Origin of the sequence: [Bacillus] selenitireducens MLS10, assembly GCF_000093085.1 — a bacterium.
GTDB lineage: Bacteria > Bacillota > Bacilli > Bacillales > Salisediminibacteriaceae > Salisediminibacterium > Salisediminibacterium selenitireducens.
This window is the reverse complement of sequence record NC_014219.1, coordinates 2,658,425-2,679,317: the sequence shown is the minus strand read 5'-3', so window position 1 is coordinate 2,679,317 and position 20,893 is coordinate 2,658,425. Positions and strand designations below refer to the sequence as shown.

18 protein-coding genes and 1 other RNA gene are annotated in these 20,893 nt (G+C 48.8%); 18 read left to right on the top strand and 1 reads right to left on the bottom strand.

What is annotated here, in order from left to right; translation table 11 throughout:
• The first annotated feature begins 1 nt into the window (after position 1).
• From aspS to BSEL_RS12450, 8 genes are all read left to right on the top strand, one after another.
• Positions 2–1,786, top strand: coding sequence for an aspartate--tRNA ligase (gene aspS, locus BSEL_RS12480; protein ID WP_013173380.1), 1,785 nt, complete (start codon positions 2–4; stop codon positions 1,784–1,786).
• Between the two features lie 113 nt (positions 1,787–1,899).
• Positions 1,900–2,088: non-coding RNA, 6S RNA (gene ssrS / locus BSEL_RS17565), on the top strand.
• A gap of 160 nt (positions 2,089–2,248) precedes the next feature.
• Positions 2,249–3,016: a tRNA threonylcarbamoyladenosine dehydratase gene (locus BSEL_RS12475; RefSeq protein WP_013173379.1), complete on the top strand. Its 768-nt coding sequence runs from the start codon at positions 2,249–2,251 to the stop codon at positions 3,014–3,016.
• Between the two features lie 316 nt (positions 3,017–3,332).
• Entirely contained in the window at positions 3,333–4,919 is a 1,587-nt protein-coding gene (locus BSEL_RS12470) for an L-lactate permease (RefSeq protein ID WP_013173378.1), read from the top strand.
• A gap of 193 nt (positions 4,920–5,112) precedes the next feature.
• Positions 5,113–5,835, top strand: coding sequence for a (Fe-S)-binding protein (locus tag BSEL_RS12465; protein ID WP_013173377.1), 723 nt, complete (start codon positions 5,113–5,115; stop codon positions 5,833–5,835).
• A gap of 12 nt (positions 5,836–5,847) precedes the next feature.
• Positions 5,848–7,281 carry a LutB/LldF family L-lactate oxidation iron-sulfur protein gene (locus tag BSEL_RS12460; RefSeq protein ID WP_013173376.1) on the top strand — a complete coding sequence of 478 codons (1,434 nt, stop codon included), beginning with the start codon at positions 5,848–5,850 and terminating at the stop codon, positions 7,279–7,281.
• Complete coding sequence (locus BSEL_RS12455; protein WP_013173375.1) at positions 7,281–8,000, top strand: LutC/YkgG family protein; 720 nt, start codon at positions 7,281–7,283, stop codon at positions 7,998–8,000. The genes BSEL_RS12460 and BSEL_RS12455 overlap by 1 nt, the downstream gene beginning before the upstream one ends.
• A gap of 283 nt (positions 8,001–8,283) precedes the next feature.
• Entirely contained in the window at positions 8,284–8,790 is a 507-nt protein-coding gene (locus BSEL_RS12450; protein WP_013173374.1) for a DoxX family protein, read from the top strand.
• A 57-nt stretch (positions 8,791–8,847) separates the two neighbouring features.
• Here BSEL_RS12450 and BSEL_RS12445 read toward each other — a convergent pair whose 3' ends face one another.
• Positions 8,848–10,179 (bottom strand): AAA family ATPase, encoded by a 1,332-nt coding sequence (locus BSEL_RS12445; RefSeq protein WP_013173373.1) that lies wholly within the window; start codon positions 10,177–10,179, stop codon positions 8,848–8,850.
• Between the two features lie 205 nt (positions 10,180–10,384).
• Here BSEL_RS12445 and BSEL_RS12440 point away from each other — a divergent pair, with 205 nt between their 5' ends.
• The 10 genes from BSEL_RS12440 to BSEL_RS12395 all read left to right on the top strand — a co-directional run bounded on the left by BSEL_RS12440 (position 10,385) and on the right by BSEL_RS12395 (position 20,852).
• Positions 10,385–11,008, top strand: coding sequence for a YczE/YyaS/YitT family protein (locus BSEL_RS12440; protein WP_013173372.1), 624 nt, complete (start codon positions 10,385–10,387; stop codon positions 11,006–11,008).
• Entirely contained in the window at positions 10,992–11,411 is a 420-nt protein-coding gene (gene cymR, locus BSEL_RS12435) for a cysteine metabolism transcriptional regulator CymR (RefSeq protein WP_013173371.1), read from the top strand. The genes BSEL_RS12440 and cymR overlap by 17 nt, the downstream gene beginning before the upstream one ends.
• A gap of 28 nt (positions 11,412–11,439) precedes the next feature.
• The gene (locus BSEL_RS12430) at positions 11,440–12,609 is read left to right on the top strand and encodes a cysteine desulfurase family protein (protein ID WP_013173370.1); all 1,170 of its coding nucleotides are present in this window, start codon (positions 11,440–11,442) and stop codon (positions 12,607–12,609) included.
• 5 nt (positions 12,610–12,614) lie between these two features.
• Complete coding sequence (gene mnmA / locus BSEL_RS12425; RefSeq protein ID WP_013173369.1) at positions 12,615–13,730, top strand: tRNA 2-thiouridine(34) synthase MnmA; 1,116 nt, start codon at positions 12,615–12,617, stop codon at positions 13,728–13,730.
• Between the two features lie 5 nt (positions 13,731–13,735).
• The gene (locus tag BSEL_RS12420) at positions 13,736–14,407 is read left to right on the top strand and encodes a tetratricopeptide repeat protein (protein ID WP_013173368.1); all 672 of its coding nucleotides are present in this window, start codon (positions 13,736–13,738) and stop codon (positions 14,405–14,407) included.
• A gap of 31 nt (positions 14,408–14,438) precedes the next feature.
• Positions 14,439–16,739: an SF1B family DNA helicase RecD2 gene (gene recD2 / locus BSEL_RS12415; protein ID WP_013173367.1), complete on the top strand. Its 2,301-nt coding sequence runs from the start codon at positions 14,439–14,441 to the stop codon at positions 16,737–16,739.
• Between the two features lie 352 nt (positions 16,740–17,091).
• Positions 17,092–19,725, top strand: a complete 2,634-nt coding sequence (gene alaS, locus BSEL_RS12410) for an alanine--tRNA ligase (protein ID WP_013173366.1) — start codon at positions 17,092–17,094, stop codon at positions 19,723–19,725.
• Positions 19,726–19,834: 109 nt separating this feature from the next.
• On the top strand, positions 19,835–20,116 hold the full coding sequence (locus BSEL_RS12405; protein WP_013173365.1) for an IreB family regulatory phosphoprotein: 282 nt from the start codon (positions 19,835–19,837) through the stop codon (positions 20,114–20,116).
• Positions 20,113–20,529, top strand: coding sequence for a Holliday junction resolvase RuvX (ruvX, locus tag BSEL_RS12400; protein WP_013173364.1), 417 nt, complete (start codon positions 20,113–20,115; stop codon positions 20,527–20,529). Before BSEL_RS12405 ends, ruvX begins: the two co-directional genes overlap by 4 nt.
• 20 nt (positions 20,530–20,549) lie before the next feature.
• Entirely contained in the window at positions 20,550–20,852 is a 303-nt protein-coding gene (locus BSEL_RS12395; RefSeq protein ID WP_013173363.1) for a DUF1292 domain-containing protein, read from the top strand.
• The last annotated feature ends 41 nt before the right edge of the window (positions 20,853–20,893 follow it).

Sequence of the window (20,893 nt, the reverse complement as noted above, 5' to 3'; positions counted from 1 at the left end):
GATGAAGCAAAGAACGCACGTATGTGGGGAGTTAAATGAAAAGCACACAGGAGAACAGGTAACCCTGCAAGGATGGGTCAAACGGCGCCGTGATCTTGGAGAACTGATTTTCGTCGATCTGCGGGACCGATCCGGTTATGTACAAATCGTGTTTAACGGTGATGAGAACCGTGAGACACATGAAATGGCTGAAAAGATTCGCAGTGAGTATGTCATAGAGGTGACCGGTGTGATCACAAAACGTGATCAGGAAAACGTCAATGATAAGATTCCCACTGGTGAAATTGAAGTCAACGTGACGGATATGACGATCCTGAACAAGGCGAAGGGTCTGCCATTTATGATTGAAGATGAGCAGGAGATCAACGAAGATACACGCCTTAAGTATCGTTATCTTGATTTGAGACGGACGAGAATGGCAGATACGATGCAAATGCGTTACCGCACGACCAAGCTGATCCGCGATATTCTGGATGAGGAACAGTTTATGGAGATTGAAACGCCGATATTGACGAAGAGCACGCCGGAAGGGGCACGGGACTATCTCGTACCGTCTCGGGTGCATGAAGGGGAGTTCTACGCGTTGCCTCAATCACCGCAGCTCTTCAAACAGCTTCTCATGGTGTCCGGTTTTGAACGCTACTATCAGATTGCCCGCTGTTTCCGGGATGAGGATCTCCGGGCTGACCGTCAGCCGGAATTTACGCAGGTGGATATCGAGGCCTCGTTTATGGGAAAAGAAAATCTTCTCTCCATGATGGAAAGTATGATGGTCCGCCTCGTGAAAGAACTGAAAGGTGTCGATGTCGAGACCCCTTTCCTGCGTCTCACATATCATGAAGCGATGGAGCGGTTCGGCTCAGACAAACCGGATCTCCGTTTTGGAATGGAGCTAAAGGATGTATCTGAAATCGTAAAAGATTCGTCCTTTAAAGTATTCGCCTCCACAGTTGAGCGCGGCGATGCAGTGAAAGGGATCTGCGTAAAAGGCATCGGACCTGATTATTCCCGAAAAGACCTCGATGCCCTGTCCTCATTTGCAGAGATTTATGGTGCGAAAGGACTCGCATGGCTTAAAGTTGAGGAAAACGGCGCCCTTAAAGGACCGATTGCCAAATTCTTTGATGAAGCGAAAGCCCAGTCGATCATTGAGCGTTTTGAAGCTGATGCAGGAGATGTATTGCTTTTTGTCGCAGACAAGCGGAAAGTGGCTTACGATGTACTTGGGAACCTCCGAAATAAATTTGCGAAGGAATTGAATCTGTTTGATCCGGAAGACTTTAATTTTCTCTGGGTCACGGAATTCCCGCTCCTCTCCTATGATGAGGACCATAAGAGATACGTGGCTGAGCATCATCCGTTCACGCGTCCTGTCGAGGAGGATGTGGAACTGCTGACAACTGCACCTGAACAGGTGCGGGCAGAAGCGTATGATCTTGTGTTAAACGGTTATGAGTTAGGCGGCGGTTCGCAGCGTATTTATGAACGGGACCTTCAGGAGAAGATGTTTACGGCACTCGGCTTTTCTGATGAAGAAGCGAAAGCCCAGTTTGGTTTCCTCTTGGACGCGTTCGAATACGGAACGCCTCCGCATGGCGGGATTGCTCTTGGACTTGACCGCCTTGTCATGATTCTTGCAGAACGAACGAACCTTCGTGATACGATCGCATTCCCGAAGACAGCCAGTGCCAACTGTCTGTTAACCAATGCTCCGGGCGGGGTCAGTGATGCACAGCTTGACGAACTGCATCTTAAAAGCACCGCCGAGAAAAAAAACGGGGATTAACCGGTTTATTCCCATGCTGTGACGGGAATAGTTCATTAAACCGACACAGTATTCAGACAATCACACTTGCATAATAACTGTACGTGAAGTAAAATACAGATACAGTCAAATAAGAGTTCCTGTGATGTTCGTTATACACTCAACGTTTTGAGCCAACACTTACACATAGGGAGCCCTACCTTGCTGGTTTCAGATTCAATGACAGGCCCCGCAAGCTGGGGAAGTCAGCGGATCCGGACCGGGCACCCACCTGCCAATGCAGGTTCAAACCAAGGTCAATGGACGGCATTCACGGGACTCTTTAACTTTACATTGTGATTCGCATGAACCGGTGATATAATAAAACACATTCTAAACACTCCTCGTTAAGTGGAGTGTTTTTATTTTGTTGTAAGAAACAGACTTGAACCGGAGGGCGTTCTGAAGGAATCGCTGAGGTTCGAAGAGGAGGACGAGAGAACGATGTTGCACCAATTTTCACGAAATGAACTGGCCATCGGAAAAGATGGTCTTGAACGGTTAAAAGGAGCGTCCGTTGCAGTGTTGGGCATTGGCGGAGTCGGTTCATTTTCAGCGGAGGCTCTGGTCCGTTCCGGAGTGGGGAAGCTGATCATTGTCGATAAGGATGATATTGATATTACGAATGTGAACAGACAGATTCACGCGCTATTGTCCACTGTTGGTCAGCCGAAAGTCGATGTCATGAAAGAGCGCTTACTCGATATTAATCCTGAATGTGAGATAATTGCATTGAAAATGTTTTATAACGAAGAGACGTACGAAACCTTTTTCTCACACAGTCCGGATTATGTGATCGATGCATCGGACACGGTCAGCTATAAGATTCATTTGATGAAAGAGTGCCTGAACAGACGTATTCCGATTATTTCCGCTATGGGAGCGGCCAATAAAATGGATCCGTCACAGCTCCAGATTACGGATATATCCAAGACGAAGTACGATCCACTTGCTAAAGTCATTCGGACCAGACTTCGAAAAGAAGGCATTTATGAGGGGATTGAAGTCATTTATTCAGAGGAACGGCCAATTGTGATTCGTGAGGAAATCCGGAAGGAAATCGTCTCCCGCCAGGCAGAGGAAGGTCCTATCCGAAAGGCGAAATTGCCGCCATCTTCGAATGCCTTTGTGCCATCCGTTTCGGGGCTTATGATGGCAGGTCATGTGATTTCGAAGCTGCTCGAAGGAATCACGATTCATAGAAACAACTGAATTGGAATGATGAATCGGGGCTTTTAATTGTGTTAAAACACAATGACAACTTTGTGAACGATATAACACTATCAAAATGTTAAATATGTGGTGGCGGCAAATAACAGGGTTCTTTCGATAATTTGTATATACAAGCAGGAAATATCATTTTTTTCTTCATATACTATTGAAAGAACCTCTAGTTTTTTCTACAATGAAAGCACTTACATAAGGTCATCTGATGACTGCTGCAGCAATGAATGATGATGAGCTTACGTTATGTGAAAATTGAGAGGGATTTTGAATCTGAGATTCATCACACACAGGGGGATTTTGAATGTTATTTTTAACAGGGATCAGTGCAATCCTACTACCGTTTATTTTTCTTGTACTGTTAAGAATGCCGGCAAAAAAAGGGATGCTGTTCAGCTCGATTATCTTCATCTTTTTGGCATTCCTCGTTTGGGGCATGGAGTTTCAAGTATTGTCAGCATCGATTTTGGAAGGGTTTCACCGCGCCGTAACAATTTTATTCATTCTGCTTGGTGCGATTGTTCTTTTGAACACGCTCCGACAGACGGGTGCCGTGGACCGGATCAACGAAGGCTTTCGCAACATTTCACCGGATATGCGCGTTCAGGTCATCATTGTTGCCTTTTTGTTCGGTGGTCTGATTGAAGGGGCAGCCGGATTTGGAACACCTGCAGCTGTAACAGGTCCACTGATGGTGGCACTCGGTTTCACACCGCTCGCAGCAGCAACTACAGCCCTGATTGCAGACAGTACATCGGTATCTTTTGGTGCAGTAGGGACACCGGTTATTGTCGGACTGAGTAACATCGAAGGGTACGGACCTGAAATGCTTCAGGAAGTGGCCGTCCGAATTACGATGATGGATATCTTCGTAGGCTCACTCGTTCCGTTTATTCTTGTAACTGTTCTGACAATCGCATTTGGAAAGACACGGGGCATGTCGTCCATTATGTCAATGCTCCCATGGTCACTGTTTATCGGGTTTACGTATACGCTGTCCGCTTTTGCATATGCATATCTCTTTGGACCGGAATTCGTAGCCATACTTGCTTCTCTGACAGGACTTGCTGTAGCAACCATTACGGCAAAGAAGGGCTTTTTATTACCGAAAGAACCATGGCAAGATGCCCTTCAGGACGATTTTAAGATTCCGGATGTGAAGTCGGAAATGAGCCTTCTTTCTGCTTGGAGTCCTTACGTAATTGTCGTCGTATTGCTACTTCTGACAAGAATTGTTGAACCGATTAAGCAGTTCTCTCAAACGGCCATCGATCTGAGCTGGAATACGATACTGGGCATTGAAGGAATCGGATCTGCATGGCAGGTTCTATACTCTCCTGGTGCCGTTCTTCTTCTAGCTGCCTTTATCTCGGTCTTCACTCAGAAGAAGAAGTTGTCCAACTTTGCAGCAGCAACGAAACAGTCAATGGGTACCATTCAGGGGGCAGCTCTTGCACTCTTGCCAACGCTCGCGCTAGTGCAGGTGTTTACCAACTCCGGTATGAATGCCAATGATCTTGTCTCCATGCCTCAGCATATCGCAACGGTCATGGCCGGATCACTTGGAGGTATGTGGCTGTTCGTAGCGCCTTATCTGGGTCTTCTCGGTTCCTTTATTACTGGAAGTGCGACGGTTTCAACGCTAACCTTTGCACCAATTCAATACAGTGCAGCGATTGATACAGGTTTGAATGTCAATCTCGTACTCGGCCAGCAAATTGCCGGTGCTGCAGCTGGTAACATGATCTGTGTACACAATGTTGTTGCAGCAGCAGCTGTTGTAGGTATGGTTGGTAAAGAAGGAGATATCATCCGTAAAACATTGCTTCCGGCATTGCTCTATGGACTGCTTCTTGGGATCGCGGGTACAATTGTACTCCTCATTATCTGATGACGTAACCAATTTGAGGGTCGGGCTGAAAATGCCTGACCCTTTTTAAAAACAAAAGATACAAAAAAGTCTTTACATGAAAAAGCGCTTTCAGTATGATGGAATAAGCAGTCATACAGATTTTTTTACGCTAGGTCATCGGGTCATCTGATGACTTAGCGTAAACAGAAAAAAGCACGGGGGAGGCATTTATATGAAAGTGTCATTATTTTTAACCTGTTTGGCGGATGTAGTGTATCCGGCATCCGTTGGACAAAGCACAGTGGAAGTTCTTGAAAGGCTCGGTTGTGAAGTGGATTTTCCAAAGCAGCAGACCTGTTGCGGTCAGCCTGCATTTAACAGCGGTTTCCACAGAGAATCAAGAGATGTGGCAAAGCATATGATCAAGGTTTTTGAGGATGCGGAGTATGTGGTATCGCCATCAGGGTCCTGTACGACGATGTTTCATGAGTATCCGAAACTGTTTGAGGGTGATCCGGAATGGCAAGCGAAGGCTGAAGCATTGAAGGCGAAGTCTTACGAACTGACACAGTTTATCGTGGATGTACTGAAAGTGGAGGATGTCGGTGCTTCCTTCGATGCCAATGTCACGTACCATACATCCTGTCATATGACGCGTCTCTTAGGGGTAACTGATGCACCGATGACGCTCCTTAAAAATGTGAAGGGACTGAATTTCACGGAACTTCCAAACAAGGAAAACTGCTGCGGGTTTGGCGGAACGTTCAGTGTGAAGATGGTGCCGATTTCAGAGCAAATGGTCAACGAAAAAGTGGAACATATTGAAGAGACGGGGGCCAATGTACTGATTGGTGCTGATCTTGGCTGTCTGATGAATATCGGTGGACGGATTGACCGAAAAGGCAAGCCGGTCAAAGTCATGCACATTGCCGAAGTACTGAATTCTCAAGGATAAGGGGTGGAATAAATGGGTGTGAAAATCAGTGATGATAAGTTTTTTGAACGGGTTGATAAAGGCATCAACAACGCCTTTATGCGAAAAGCCGTCGTAGAGGCGCAAACCCGGCTCCAGGGCAGAAAGACGGCGATCCAGGAAGAAATGGGGAACTGGGAAGACTGGCGCGATACAGCTGCCGAGATGCGGGAACATGTTCTCGAAAATCTCGACTATTATCTGGATCAGTTTGCCGAGAATGTGGCAAGACAGGGCGGTCATGTCTTTTTCGCAGAAACGGCAGAAGATGCCAATGAATATGTGAAAAAAGTGGTCAAATCCAAGAACGCCAAAAACGTCATCAAATCAAAATCAATGGTGACCGAAGAGATTGGTCTGAATGATGCTTTGGAGGATGCGGGCGCGAATGTGGTGGAATCGGATCTTGGCGAGTGGATACTCCAGCTTGATGATCATGATCCGCCGTCTCACATTGTTGTGCCCGCTCTGCATAAAAACAAAGAGCAGATCCGGGATACTTTCGTGGAAAAGCGACAGTACGACAAGACGTCCGATCCGAATGAGCTGGCACTTTTCGCAAGAGAACAGCTCAGAAAAGATTTTCTGTCAGCCGAGGTCGGCATCACCGGGAATAATTTCGGGGTTGCAGAGTCAGGAACCGTGTCGCTTGTCACAAACGAAGGTAATGCCCGACTGGCCACAACGCTTCCAAAAACGCAGATCACGGTTATGGGGATGGAGCGTGTCGTTCCGACATGGAAGGAACTCGACGTCCTTGTGACGATGCTGTGCAGAAGTGCTGTCGGACAAAAGCTGACCAGTTATGTAACGGGATTAACGGCTGCGAGAGAAGACGGCGATGCTGACGGACCGGAAGAATTCCATGTTGTCATCGTGGACAACGGGCGTTCCAAGATTCTTGGCACGAAGTACCAGTCTGCCCTGCAATGTATCCGTTGTGCGGCCTGTATTAACGTTTGTCCGGTTTACCGGCATGTTGGCGGTCATTCCTATGGTTCGATTTATCCGGGACCGATCGGTGCGGTATTGACGCCGTTGTTGGAAGGTTACGATGATTATAAGGAATTGCCTTATGCATCCTCACTTTGCGCTGCCTGTACAGATGCCTGTCCGGTCAAGATCCCGCTGCATGAGCTTTTGATAGAACACCGGAAAGATATTGTTGAAAAAACAGGGAAGGTTGGCATGGCCGAAAAAATGGCGATGAAAGGTTTTGCCTTTGCTGCAAGTAATCCGGGGATGTACAAAATGGGAACGAGCGCGGCTCCTTCTTACATCAGCGGCATTGCGAAGAGTGAAGAAGATGGAGAAGGGAAAGGTGCAGGGCCCGTCAAACTGTGGACGAACATTCGGGATCTGCCTGATTCCGGCGGCGATACGTTCAGAAAATGGTTTAATTCCCGGGAGAAAGGAGATCGATCCTGATGGCACAAGGCACAATTCAAGGAAAAGACCGATTTTTGAAAAATGTGGCCAACTCACTAGGCCGTAAGCGGATTACAGAGCCGGTCGAAATCCCGGCCTGGTCGAAAGAACCTCATCGCGAAGTGTTCAAAGGCATGGATCAGAACGAACTGCTCGATCAGTTCATTTTGCAAAGTGATAAGATCCATACGAATGTGGTTGTAACCGAGTTCGATAAACTGAACACTGTATTTGGAGAAGTGGTTGAACAGATGGGGAAAGAATCCATCGTCCACTGGAAAGATCCGCGTTTTGAGGAGTTTGGTCTGACAGCTGCATTGGCCGACGAAAAGGAAGCCGGTACCGATGTGTTTGAATGGGATGCAGATAATCCAAAAAAGAGTATTGCAAAGGCGGAAAAGGCAAACATCGGCGTGACATTCAGTGATATCACGCTCGCAGAGTCCGGAACGGTCGTGTTGATCAGTGACAGCGGCAAAGGACGTTCAGTCAGCCTCTTGCCAAAGCGCTATATTGCAATTATCCCGAAGAGTACGATGGTTCCGCGAATGACACAGGCAACGGACCGTATTTCGGAAATGGCGAAAGAAAACGGCCGGATGCCATCCTGCATTAATTTCATTTCTGGTCCGAGTAACTCTGCGGATATCGAGTTAAGGCTCGTTGTAGGTGTGCACGGTCCGGTTCAGGCAACGTATATTGTCATTGACGATAAATAAAAACGACAAAAAGCCGGTCAGGGGTAACCTCCTCATGACCGGCTTTTTTGCGTTTCAAATGAAAGGGAAGTGTGAACTCCTCATCCTTTTGTCACAAATCAGACACCGTTTTGCTACGAAATAGACACAGTTGTCACGTCCGCGGCAGTGTTTACCGTTGTATACTTAGGTCAAGCAACAGAGAGTGAGTGATCACACACAACTAGCCATCATTTTTCTTTATCTATCCGGCTGTGGCTGCTCAGGCTCACCAAATACAACTTTTCCTGAGGAGGAATGCAACATGTTTATGGACTTTTTGAGAAACAACAAAATCGCAGCGGGAATTCTGACTTTTTTACGGGTATACATCGGCTGGCAGTGGTTAACAGCTGGGTGGGGCAAGATCACAGGTGAACCGTTTGATGCATCGGGCTATCTGAACGGCGTTGTCGCAAATGAATCCGTACAGGCCACTTATCCGACCTACCACGCCTTTATCGAGAATTTCGCCCTTCCGAATGCCGGGATTTTCAGCTTTATGGTCGCGTGGGGAGAGTTCCTTGTCGGACTCGGTCTCATCCTCGGTATTTTGACAACAGCAGCCGCATTCTTCGGCATCATGATGAACTTCGCGTTCATGTTCGCCGGCACGATTTCAAGTAACCCATGGCTCGTTCTTCTCACTGTCTTCATCCTTGCAGCAGGCCACAATGCCGGTAAATTCGGCGGCGACTACTATGTCGTGCCATACATCCGCAGCAAGTTCTTCAAGAACAAAGACGTATCAAAGGCCTCACAGGCCGCCTAAGAGACAAACACACAAATGCCCTGACTGAGGATGATTCCTCACCAGGGCATTTTCTGATTATTTTCCGGTCTTTTTCCGTTCTTCAAAGTAGTCGAGCCGTTTCAAAACGGTCTTCTCGTACCCGTTGACAGAAGGTTCATAAAACCGCTTGTCTTTTAAGCTGTCAGGCAGATACTGTTGAACGACATAATGGTGATTATAATGATGCGGATAGAGGTAGCCTTCTCCGTGTCCGAGTTTGGATGCTCCCTTATAGTGAGCGTCCCTGAGATGCACCGGCACTTCGCCAGGACGTTCTTTTTGAACGGTTTCAAGGGCCGCGTCGATCCCTTTGATGACAGCGTTACTTTTTGGAGCAGTTGCGAGATAGAGGGCTGCCTCCGCGAGCGGGATCCGGGCTTCGGGCATGCCGAGAAATTCCACGGCATCAAAGGCTGCCTGTGCGACAAGGAGCGCATTCGGATCTGCAAGCCCGACGTCTTCAGCGGCATGCACATAGATCCGTCTTGCGATAAATCGCGGTTCTTCTCCGGCATAGATCATTTTGGCGAGCCAATAGAGCGTTGCATCAGGATCGCTGCCACGGATGCTTTTGATAAAAGCTGAGACGGTATCATAGTGATTGTCACCTTTTTTATCATAGCGGATCATCCTTCTCTGGATGGAGGCTTCTGCCGTTTCGAGGTCGATCCTGATCACCTCATTTTCGTCTGCGTCTGTGGTCAGTACGGCCAGTTCAAGGGCATTTAATGCTGTCCGGGCATCGCCGCCTGCAACGTCAATGATGTGGTTGAATGCTTCTTCGGAAAAGGAGACCTGGTAATCGCCAAATCCGCGCTTTGCATCGTTCAGGGCGTGTTCAAGGACTTTGCGCATATCCCCATCCGAAAGCAGTTCAAGACGAAACAGTCTTGAACGGGAAATCAGTGCCGGATTCACTTCAAACATGGGGTTCTCAGTGGTGGCCCCAATGAGGATTACCGTGCCATCCTCCACGTGGGGCAACAGGGCATCCTGCTGTCCTTTATTGAATCGGTGAATTTCATCGATGAAGAGAACGGTCCGTTTATGATCGTAGTCTAGCCTGCTTTTTGCCTGACTGACCATTTCGCGGACGTCTTTAATTCCTGCGGTGACGGCATTCAGCTGCTCAAAAGCCGCAGCCGTGGTATTGGCAATGACTTTGGCCAGGGTTGTTTTGCCGGTGCCGGGCGGTCCGTGAAAAATCATCGGAGACAGTCTGTCTGCTTCGATCGCGCGTCTTAGAAGGGTTCCTTCTCCGATAATATGGGTTTGTCCGAATATTTCATCGAGTGTCACAGGGCGCATTCTTGCAGCGAGTGGGCCTTTAGGCCGCTCCTGTTCCGGTGGTGTGGAAAACAGATCCATTGGAAACCGCTCCTTTCGATTCTATGTTTCTGGTCAGAAGAATTCATCTGCAAATCCGGTATTGGATACCGGATTTGCCAGTCCCTTATGTATCCATTGCATTTTCCCTCAGGACAGGCTAAAATGCAAGAAGTTTGGCTAATTTAAGGTTGTAATTAACTGTGCTATAATAAAGTGACTGAAGAGATGGAAAGCTGGTGGTTGTATGTGGTTCCGGTGGGCTGTTTTTACCGCTGGACTGATTGTGATGAGTTTCGGTATTGCATTGATGATCCGTGCTGAACTCGGGAGTGCCCCTTGGGATGTTCTGCATGTCGGACTCTTTATGCAGATCGGTCTGACGGTGGGTACCTGGACGATTATCATGGGCGGATTGCTTTTGGCAGTCGCAGGTCTCATCACGAGAGAGTGGCCAAAAGCAGGGGCTTATTTAAATATGCTGCTCGTTGGCATGTTTGTCGATACATTTTTGTTTCTGATTCCGGTTCCTGACCTGATGCTTGTCAAGATCCTGTTTTTGATTGTTGGGATCGGGGTTATGGGATTTGGAATTGGGATCTATATATCCCCGAGAATGGGAGCCGGACCGAGGGACAGTGTGATGCTTGCCATTGCAGAGCGGTCCCCGCTCTCTGTGGCACGCGTTCGCCTTTATATGGAAGGAAGTGTCTTGGTAGCGGGCTGGCTGATTGGGGGCCCGGTGTTTATCGGTACGATCATATTCAGTCTCGCGATCGGACATATTACCGGCTGGTCACTGTCCATCTGTGACAAATGGATGAACAATCGAATGGAAGAGAGAGGGATGCGGTTTGAAAATATCAACTAAAGGACGTTATGGATTAACGATTATGATGGCACTTGCCAGAAAATATGGTGAAGGTCCTGTGTCGTTAAAATCAATTGCGCATGAACATGCGTTGTCAGAACATTACCTCGAACAGCTGATTGCACCGCTTCGAAACGCTGCGCTCGTGAAGAGTGTGCGGGGTGCTTACGGGGGCTATATGCTTGCAAAAGAGCCCGAATCGATTACAGCGGGCGATGTGATCCGGGTTCTCGAAGGTCCGATCACACCCGTTGAGATCATCGACGATGAAGAGCCTGCAAAGCGGGATCTCCGGATCAAAATCCGTGATGCGGTCAAAGACGTTCTTGATTCAACCACCCTCGAGGATCTGGCGAATTATGAGGGAGAAGAAGATCAGGAAAATTACATGTTCTATATCTGATCATCTGAATAAAGAGAGGTGAAACAAATTGAAAACACAGTCCATTTATTTGGATCATGCTGCAACATCACCTGTGTATCCTGAGGTGGTGAATGCCATGATGCCTTATTTTTCTGAGGATTTCGGCAATCCGTCAAGTATCCATCAGTCAGGCCGAAGCGGGAGAAAGGGCATGGATCAGGCCAGGGAGCTGACAGGGATCATCCTTGGAGCCCGTTATGACGAAGTGGTGTTTACGAGTGGCGGAACAGAATCGGATAATCTGGCAATCTTCGGTGCCGTTGCAGCACTTCGTGATAAAGGGCAACATGTCATTACGGCAAAGACGGAACATCATGCGGTTCTCCATGCCTGTGAACAGCTTGAGAGAGAGGGATGTGAGGTCACGTATCTCGATGTGGATCAAAACGGTCTCATTGACGTTGCAGAACTGAAAAAAGCGATTCGTGAAGACACCGTCCTCGCGACTTTTATGTATGGAAATAACGAAACAGGCGCTGTACAGCCGATCCGTGCGATTGGGGAAGTGCTTCGTGAACACGGGATTCTTTTCCATACAGACGCTGTGCAGGCTGCGAATTCGATGCCGATTTCTTTTCGGGAACTGCCGGTGGATCTGATGAGTTTTACCGGTCACAAACTGAATGGTCCGAAGGGGACGGGGGTGTTGCTCGTAAAAAAAGGCACGCCTCTTTATCCCCGTCTGTTTGGAGGCGAGCAGGAAAAGAAACGAAGACCCGGGACGGAAAATGTACCGGGCGCAGTCGGTTTTGCAAAAGCCCTGGAGATGACCGCCCAGTCAAGAGCGGAGAACGTGCAGTTCTATGAAGACTGCCGTTATCGGATGCTCGATGTGTTTCATAAACAGGGTATTGATATCAAGGTCAACAGTACAGCTCCTGTCAAGCTTTCACATATTCTTAATGTCAGCTTTCCTGGAGTCAATGTCGAACAGCTCTTGATGAATCTCGATATGGAGGGTGTTCATGTATCGAGCGGTTCCGCCTGCACGGCAGGCTCAATTGATCCGTCACATGTCTTGACGGCTATGTACCCGGAAGACCCTACCGTTGCGGGTTCGGCCATCCGAATCAGTTTTGGTTATGGTCATTCGCTTGAAGATACGGCACTCGCGGCAGAACGGATCAGTCAGGTTGTCAAACGGCTGCAAAAGCCACAGCCACATGCAAAGAGGTGAACGAAATGAATAATGAAAAAAGACCGGAAGATACCCGAATTGTCGTGGGAATGTCCGGGGGTGTTGATTCGTCTGTGACGGCGCATCTGTTGAAAGAACAAGGCTATGAAGTGATCGGAATTTTCATGAAGAACTGGGATGATACCGATGAGTTTGGTGTGTGCACGGCGACGGAAGATTATGAAGATGTGATCCGTGTCTGTAACCAGCTTGATATTCCGTACTATGCGGTCAATTTTGAAAAGCAGTATTGGGATAAAGTATTTACGTATTTTCTCGATGAATATAAATCCGGCCGGACCCCGAATCCGGATGTGATGTGTAACAAAGAGATCAAATTCAAAGCATTTCTGGATCATGCGATGACGCTCGGAGCCGATTATGTGGCAACAGGCCACTATGCGAAAGTGTCGCATACCCCTGACGGCGTTAAGCTGCTCCGCGGAAAAGACCGCAACAAAGACCAGACGTACTTCCTGAATGCACTCAGTCAGGATCAGCTGCGGCATGTCCTGTTTCCTCTTGGTGATATTGAAAAACCGAGAGTCCGGGAGATTGCGGAAGAAGCGGGACTCGCAACTGCCGGTAAAAAAGACAGCACAGGCATCTGCTTTATCGGAGAGCGTAATTTTAAAGAATTTTTGAGTGAGTACCTTCCGGCTCAGCCCGGTAATATGGAAACCCTCGATGGCGAAGTGAAAGGCACCCATGATGGTCTGATGTATTACACACTCGGTCAGCGTCAGGGGCTTGGCATCGGCGGATCCGGTGAACCTTGGTTTGTCATTGATAAGGATTTGTCGAGAAACGTCTTGCTTGTCGGTCAGGGTTTTCATCATCCTGCCCTCTATTCAGAAGGCTTGAAGGCTGATGGGGTGAACTGGGTCGCAGGCTCGGCTCCGGCAGAGCGTTTTCACTGTACGGTGAAGACACGTTACCGCCAGCAGGACCGCGGAGCAACGGTAACTGTGGAACCGGACGGATCGGTGACGTTGATGTTTGACGAGGCGGAGCGTGCCGTCACGCCAGGTCAGGCAGTTGTCTTTTATGACGATGAGATTTGTCTTGGCGGCGGAACCATCAATGAACGAATCAAATCGGAACTAGCAGTAAAGAGGTGAACGGTGTGGATAAGAATCAGCAGGCAGTAAAAGCAATGCAGGACGGCGAACTTGAAACAGCGGCAAAGCTGTTAAATGAGAGTATTGAAGAGAACCCGAAGGATCCGGTCGGATATATCAACTTTGGAAATCTTTTGTCCGCCGTCGGTGAGAACGAAAAGGCCACGGTGTTTTTTGACCGTGCACTTTCTCTTGACGGGAGTCAGGCAACAGCTGCATACGGGAAGGGGAACGCTCTTTATAACCTCGAGCAGTTCCCTGAATCGGCAGCGGCTTATCAGGAAGCACTGAAGCTCGGTCTGGTTGAGGCCGACGTGTACTACATGCTCGGGATGTGCCATTACCAGCAGAACGACTTTTTACGGGCCTCAGCACAGCTGAAAACCGCCGTTGATCAAAATCCGTCTGATGTGGACGCATGGTTTCACTATGGCCTCAGTCTGGCCCAAACGGAGCATATCAGTGAGGCGGTTGAGGCTTTTTTACGGGTGAACGAGCTCGATGATGCCCACGCAGACAGCTGGTTTAACCTCGGCGTTGCCTATGCCTATCAGGACGATGCCGAAAAAGCCCTGGATGCTTTTGAGCGCTCCCTTGCCATTCAGCCGGATCATGCGCTCAGTGCGAACGGAAAGAAACAGATGGATGCGGTGTTGAACGGGGAAGGCAGCGAGTAAACAAGACTATCGGTGAATCGGGGAATCGATGATGGCTGACGAACAGAACGAAACAAAAACGTTCATACAGGGTGAACTGATAGCCCAGGTGTTTCATGCACCTGAAACGCTCTATACCGTGGCGAAGATCCGGGTGAAAAAGGCGAGTGACGACATCGATGAAAAAGAGATGACGGTAGTCGGTCCCATGAAACCGCCTGAAAAAGATATGGTTTACCGCTTTGAAGGCAGTCTGACGGAACATCCGCTTTACGGCAGGCAGCTTCAGTTTGATTCCTGTGAAACGGTCATGCCGGAAACGGGCGAGGGAATTGTGCTGTATTTGTCGAGCGACCGTTTCGAAGGAATTGGCCGCAAAACCGCCCAGTCCATCGTGAGTGTCCTCGGTGAGAGCGCCATATCGAAAATTCTTGAAAACCGTAAGGTACTCGATGACGTTCCGAACATGAACGAAGCCAAAAAAGAGATCCTCGTCAGTCAGCTCAAAGAAGATCAGGGGATCGAGGGTATTTTGACAAAGCTGTATGATTTTGGATTTGGCGTGAAGATGGCGCTGAAGGTCTATCAGGCCTATCAGGAAAGTGCCCTTGATATCATGGAACAGAATCCCTATCGCCTTGTGGAGGACATCGAAGGCATCGGCTTTCAAAAAGCCGATCAGATTGGCCGTAAGCAGGGACTGACCGTGAACCACGGGGACCGTTTAAAAGCAGGGCTTCTCTTTTGTCTTCAGGAAGAGACCTTCTCAAACGGTCATACATATATCGAGGCGACGGAGCTGCTTGTTCTTGCAGACCAGCTTCTTTCTGCCGGCGTGACGGAGCCCATTGATGAGAGCAGTCTCAGCCAACAGCTCCTTGAACTTGAAGAAGAAGACAAAATCCGCTATGAAAACGGACGCTGCTTCGTGCCGTCGCTTTATCATGCGGAGCGGGGGATTGTCACCCATATGGACCGTCTGTTAAACCGGATGGAACAGGTGGACCAGTTTCCGGAGGCGGAAATATACAAAGCCCTCGGCGAAGTGGAGGAAGAACTGGGCATCACCTATGCGGAGTCTCAGCGCGAAGCCGTATTCACAGGTCTTCATTCACCAGTCATGATTCTGACAGGTGGACCCGGTACAGGGAAAACCACTGTCATTGAAGGAATTGTCAAAGTGTTTGGCCGGCTGAAAGGCGTCTCGGTGGATCCTGCCGAGTACGGGAAAAAAGATGGCCCGTTTCCGATTGTCATGGCGGCACCGACAGGACGCGCTGCAAAGCGAATGACAGAATCCACAGGACTTCCGGCCTCCACGATCCACCGGCTCCTCGGTTATAAAGGTGAAAACGAAGGGTATTTCGAAAAAGATGATGATGATCCCATTGACGGTGAGCTCCTGATCATTGATGAGGTGTCCATGGTGGATACGTGGCTGATGAATCAGCTCTTAAAAGCGACACCGACCTGGATGCAGGTTATATTTGTCGGTGATGAGGATCAGCTTCCGAGCGTCGGACCGGGTCAGGTATTGGAGGACCTGCTGGCCTCGGATGCGGCGCCGAACGTGCGGCTTGTCGATATCTTCCGACAGGAAGAAGGATCGAGAATCATCGATTTTTCCCATCAGATTAAAGAAAGCCGATTGCCGCCGGAGGGAATCGATACGTCGAATAAAGACTTGCGGTTTTTCCCTTGTCAGACGCAAGGGGTGCAGACAATCGTCAGACAGGTTTGTGAAGGCGCAGTGAAAAAGGGCTATCACGCCAGGGATATACAGGTGCTCGCCCCGATGTATAAAGGGGAGGCCGGTGTGGACGCATTAAACGTCATGCTACAGAATCTGTTTAACCCGAAGCGTGAACGCGTGCGTGAAGTGCAGTTTGGTGAGGTGACCTACCGCGTCGGCGATATGGTCCTTCAACTGATCAATGATCCGGAAAATAACGTCTTTAACGGTGACCGGGGAGAGATCGTGTCGATCATCAGGGCGAAAGAAACCGTTGAAAAAGTCATGAAAATCACGATTTCCTTTAACGGGGAGGAAGTCGATTATGAACGGAATGATCTGAATATGATCACCCATGCGTATTGCTGTACGATTCATAAATCACAGGGCAGTGAGTTTCCGATCGTCGTAATGCCCGTTGTGAAAAGCTATTGGCGGATGCTCAGAAAGAAGCTCATATACACAGGTGCAACGAGGGCCAAAGGATACCTGATTCTTTGCGGAGAATGGGATGCTCTTGAGAAGGCGGTAGTGACAGGTGAAGAGACCCTCAGAAGAACGACATTGAAGGAGAGGCTTCTGTCAGTTGTACCGGCCAAAGAAAAGGAAGAGGGACGTTGACAAACGGCGTCGATCTTTCTATAATTGCTAGTGGAAACTGAAATTGATGACGGAGACGAAGGAAATCACCCGCCAGACAGAGAGGTTCTTCCGCGGCTGGAAGAAGAACCGGGATTGGGCTTTTTCTGTTGCTACTCCTGAGAGCAGGCCAAAACCTGCCGGTTAAACAGCCGTTATCTGTCTGAAGCGACCGGTGTATGTTTGCATCGGTAACATGGGTGGTACCGCGAGCATACTCGTCCCTGTCTGCATGCAGACAGGGGCGTTTTTTATTGCTTTGCCGATTCTGCCGACTGACAGGACGCCGGTTAAATACAGTCAGAATGAGTCAAACATACAGGAGGGTATAACAATGAAACGATTAACATCTGCAGAAGTAAGGCAAATGTATCTGGATTTTTTTAAGGAGAAAGGACATGCAGTGGAGCCGAGTGCATCACTCGTTCCCCATGAAGATCCGTCGTTGCTGTGGATTAACAGCGGGGTTGCAACGCTGAAGAAGTATTTTGACGGACGGGTGATTCCGGACAATCCGCGGATTGTCAATGCCCAAAAATCCATTCGTACAAACGACATCGAAAATGTGGGGAAAACAGCGCGCCATCATACCTTTTTTGAGATGCTCGGTAATTTCTCTATTGGAGACTATTTTAAGGAAGAAGCGATCCTCTGGGCATGGGAATTTCTCACAGACAAACGCTGGATCGGTTTCGATGCGGATAAACTCGCTGTTACGATCTATCCGGAAGATGATGAAGCCTTTGAAATCTGGCATCAGAAAGTCGGTTTGCCGAAAGAACGGATTATCCGCCTGGAAGAGAATTTCTGGGATATTGGTGAAGGACCGTGTGGACCAAATACCGAAATCTTTTACGACCGCGGAGAAGCATACGGCAACGACCCGAATGATCCGGAAATGTTCCCCGGCGGTGAAAATGAGCGGCACCTGGAGATTTGGAACCTGGTATTCAGCCAGTTCAATCACAACCCGGACGGCAGCTACACGCCTCTTCCGAAGAAAAATATTGATACCGGCATGGGACTTGAACGCATGGTTTCAGTCATTCAGGATGCACGGACCAATTTCGATACGGACCTGTTTGTACCGCTCATTGAGGAAACAGAGCGCCTGTCCGGCAAAACGTATGGGGAAGATGACCAGGCGGATACCGCGTTTAAAGTCATCGCCGATCATATCCGCACGGTGACATTTGCGATTTCTGATGGTGCCTTGCCTTCCAACGAGGGGCGCGGGTATGTCCTGCGACGTCTGTTGAGACGGGCGGTGCGTTATGCCAAGCAGCTCGGTCTCGATGATGCATTTATGTATAAGCTGGTCCCTGTGGTTGGGTCGATCATGACGGAGTTTTATCCCGAGGTGGGGGAGAAAGCGGACTTTATCGCCAAAGTGGTAAAAACGGAAGAAGACCGGTTCCATGAAACTCTCCAGGACGGGATGAACATGATCGTTAACCTGATTAAAGAAGCCAAGGAAAATGGGCAGACAGACATTTCGGGTGAGGCCGTCTTCAAACTGTATGATACGTACGGATTTCCAGTCGATCTGACGGAAGAATACGTCGAGGAAGCCGGTTTGACCGTAGATAAAGCCGGTTTTGACAAAGAAATGAAAGCGCAGCGTGACAGAGCCCGTTCCGCCCGTCAGGATTCCGGATCCATGCAGCTTCAGGATGAAGTTCTCGGCAGCATTGAAGAAGCCAGTTCATTTACGGGTTATACACACCTGCAAGATGAAGGTACGGTCTCAGCGATCGTGAAAGATGGAAGCCGGGTTGATTTTGCAACAGAAGGCGATGAGATACAGTTTATGCTCACAAGAACGCCTTTTTATGCGGAAAGCGGCGGACAGCTGGCGGATCAGGGCACCGTCCACGCTGAGGGTGTAACCGTTGAAGTAGACGATGTGAAGAAGGCGCCGAATGGTCAGCATCTGCATATCGGAAAGATCTCGGAAGGTACACTGAAAGCTGGTGCAGCGGTAACAGCCGAAGTCAAAGAACGGATGCGAAAAGCGATCATCAAGAATCATACGGCTACGCATCTTTTACACCAGGCATTGAAGGATGTCCTCGGTGAACACGTGAACCAGGCCGGTTCTTCTGTCGGGGACGACAGACTCCGTTTTGACTTTTCCCACTTCGGTCAGATGACCGAAGAAGAGGTTAATCGAGTGGAAGCGATTGTCAACGAAAAAATTTGGGCATCGATTCCGGTTGAGATCATGAATACGAGCATCGACCATGCAAAAGAAATGGGCGCAATGGCGCTTTTCGGTGAGAAATACGGGAAAGAAGTCCGCGTCGTTCAGGTCGGCGAATACAGTTTGGAGCTGTGTGGAGGCTGTCACGTGCAGAACACTGCTGAAATCGGTCTTTTCAAGCTCGTCTCTGAGGCAGGTATCGGTGCCGGGGTCAGACGTGTGGAGGCCGTTACCGGAAAGGGTGCATACGAGTTCATGAATCATCAGCTTGCCTATCTTGATGAAGCGGCTGCAAAGCTGAAGACGAAGGTGGCAGATGTGCCATACCGGGTCGATCAGCTGCAAAAGCAGTTAAGAGAGAAGGACAAGGAAGTGGAATCCCTCTCAGCCAAGCTCAGCAATCTCGAAGCAGGGTCCGTTCTTGATGACGTGGAGACAATCGAAGGAATCCCCGTCCTTTATAAGCAGGTCGAAGCAAAGGATATGAATACCCTGCGTAAGACGGCAGACACGCTGAAAGAGAAGATTCCATCCGGAATTATTGTGATTGGTGCTGTCACCGGTGACAAAGTCAGTATTGTCGCGAGTGTGTCAAAAGATTATGTCACAGAAGGGTATCATGCCGGTAATCTGGTGAAGGAAATCGCGGGGATGTGCGGCGGCGGCGGAGGTGGTCGTCCTGATATGGCACAGGCTGGCGGCAAGAATCCGGATGCTCTTCCTGAAGCGTTGAAAAAAGTGCCTGAATTAATAAAAAGCATGTGATTTCATTCGTTTTCATGTACAATAGAAATAGAATCCAATACAATAATGACGCAGGAAATCCGCTAAGAAATCATGTTTATTTGCAAGAACTTTGAGAGGTGGGTGTGTTATGGGATCCCAGGATCACACAATGAAATTCAATTTTAATGATGATGCGATGAACGACGATGTGAAATCTGTTCTTTTGAAGGTGTACAGTGCACTGGATGATAAAGGATATCACCCGATCAACCAGATCGTCGGCTATCTGTTGTCAGGAGATCCGGCTTATATTCCCCGTCACAATGATGCCCGTACACTGATTCGGAAGGTGGAACGTGACGAGTTGATCGAAGAACTTGTACGATCCTATCTCGCTCATCATATGCAAGAAGAGAAGGAAGAGGAATGAAAATAATCGGTCTGGACGTCGGTACGAAAACGATCGGGATTGCCGTGAGTGATCCCTTTGGGTGGACGGCACAGGGCGTCGAAACGCACCGGCGTAAGAAAGGCAAAGAAAACGAAGACGTTCAACGGATCGTGGATCTTGTTGAAGAAGAAGGTGCGGAACAGATTGTTGTGGGCCTTCCGAAGAACATGAACGGGACGATCGGACCGAGCGGCGAGCTATGCCAGGCCTTTGCCGAGTCGCTGAAAGAGGCAACCGGTCTTCCGGTTATTCTCTGGGATGAGCGGCTGACAACGGCAGCTGCAGAGAAAACACTGATCAGTGCCGACGTCAGTCGGAAGAAGCGCAAGAATGTGATCGATAAAATGGCTGCGGTTTTTATACTGCAGGGGTATCTGGACTCAAGATCATGATAAATAAAGGAGAATGAGACATGTCTGATTATCAAATACACGAACCGCAGGAAACAGAACGTATTGTCATCCCTGATGAGAATGGAGACGAGCATCTGTTTGAGGTCCTGTTTACTTTCGATGTGGATGCTACAGAAAAGTCATACATCGTTGTGACACCGGAAGGATCGCAGGCGGATGATGAAGAGGAAGTGGAAGTCCATGCCTTTCTTTATGAAGAGGACGAGCAGGGTGAAATGACGCTGTTCCCGATTGAATCTGATGAAGAATGGGAAATGGTTGAGGAACTCTTAAACACCTTCTCCGATGACGGTGAATCGTAATACGCCGATGCCAAGCATCAATCAAGTCCGGCCTGTTTTGG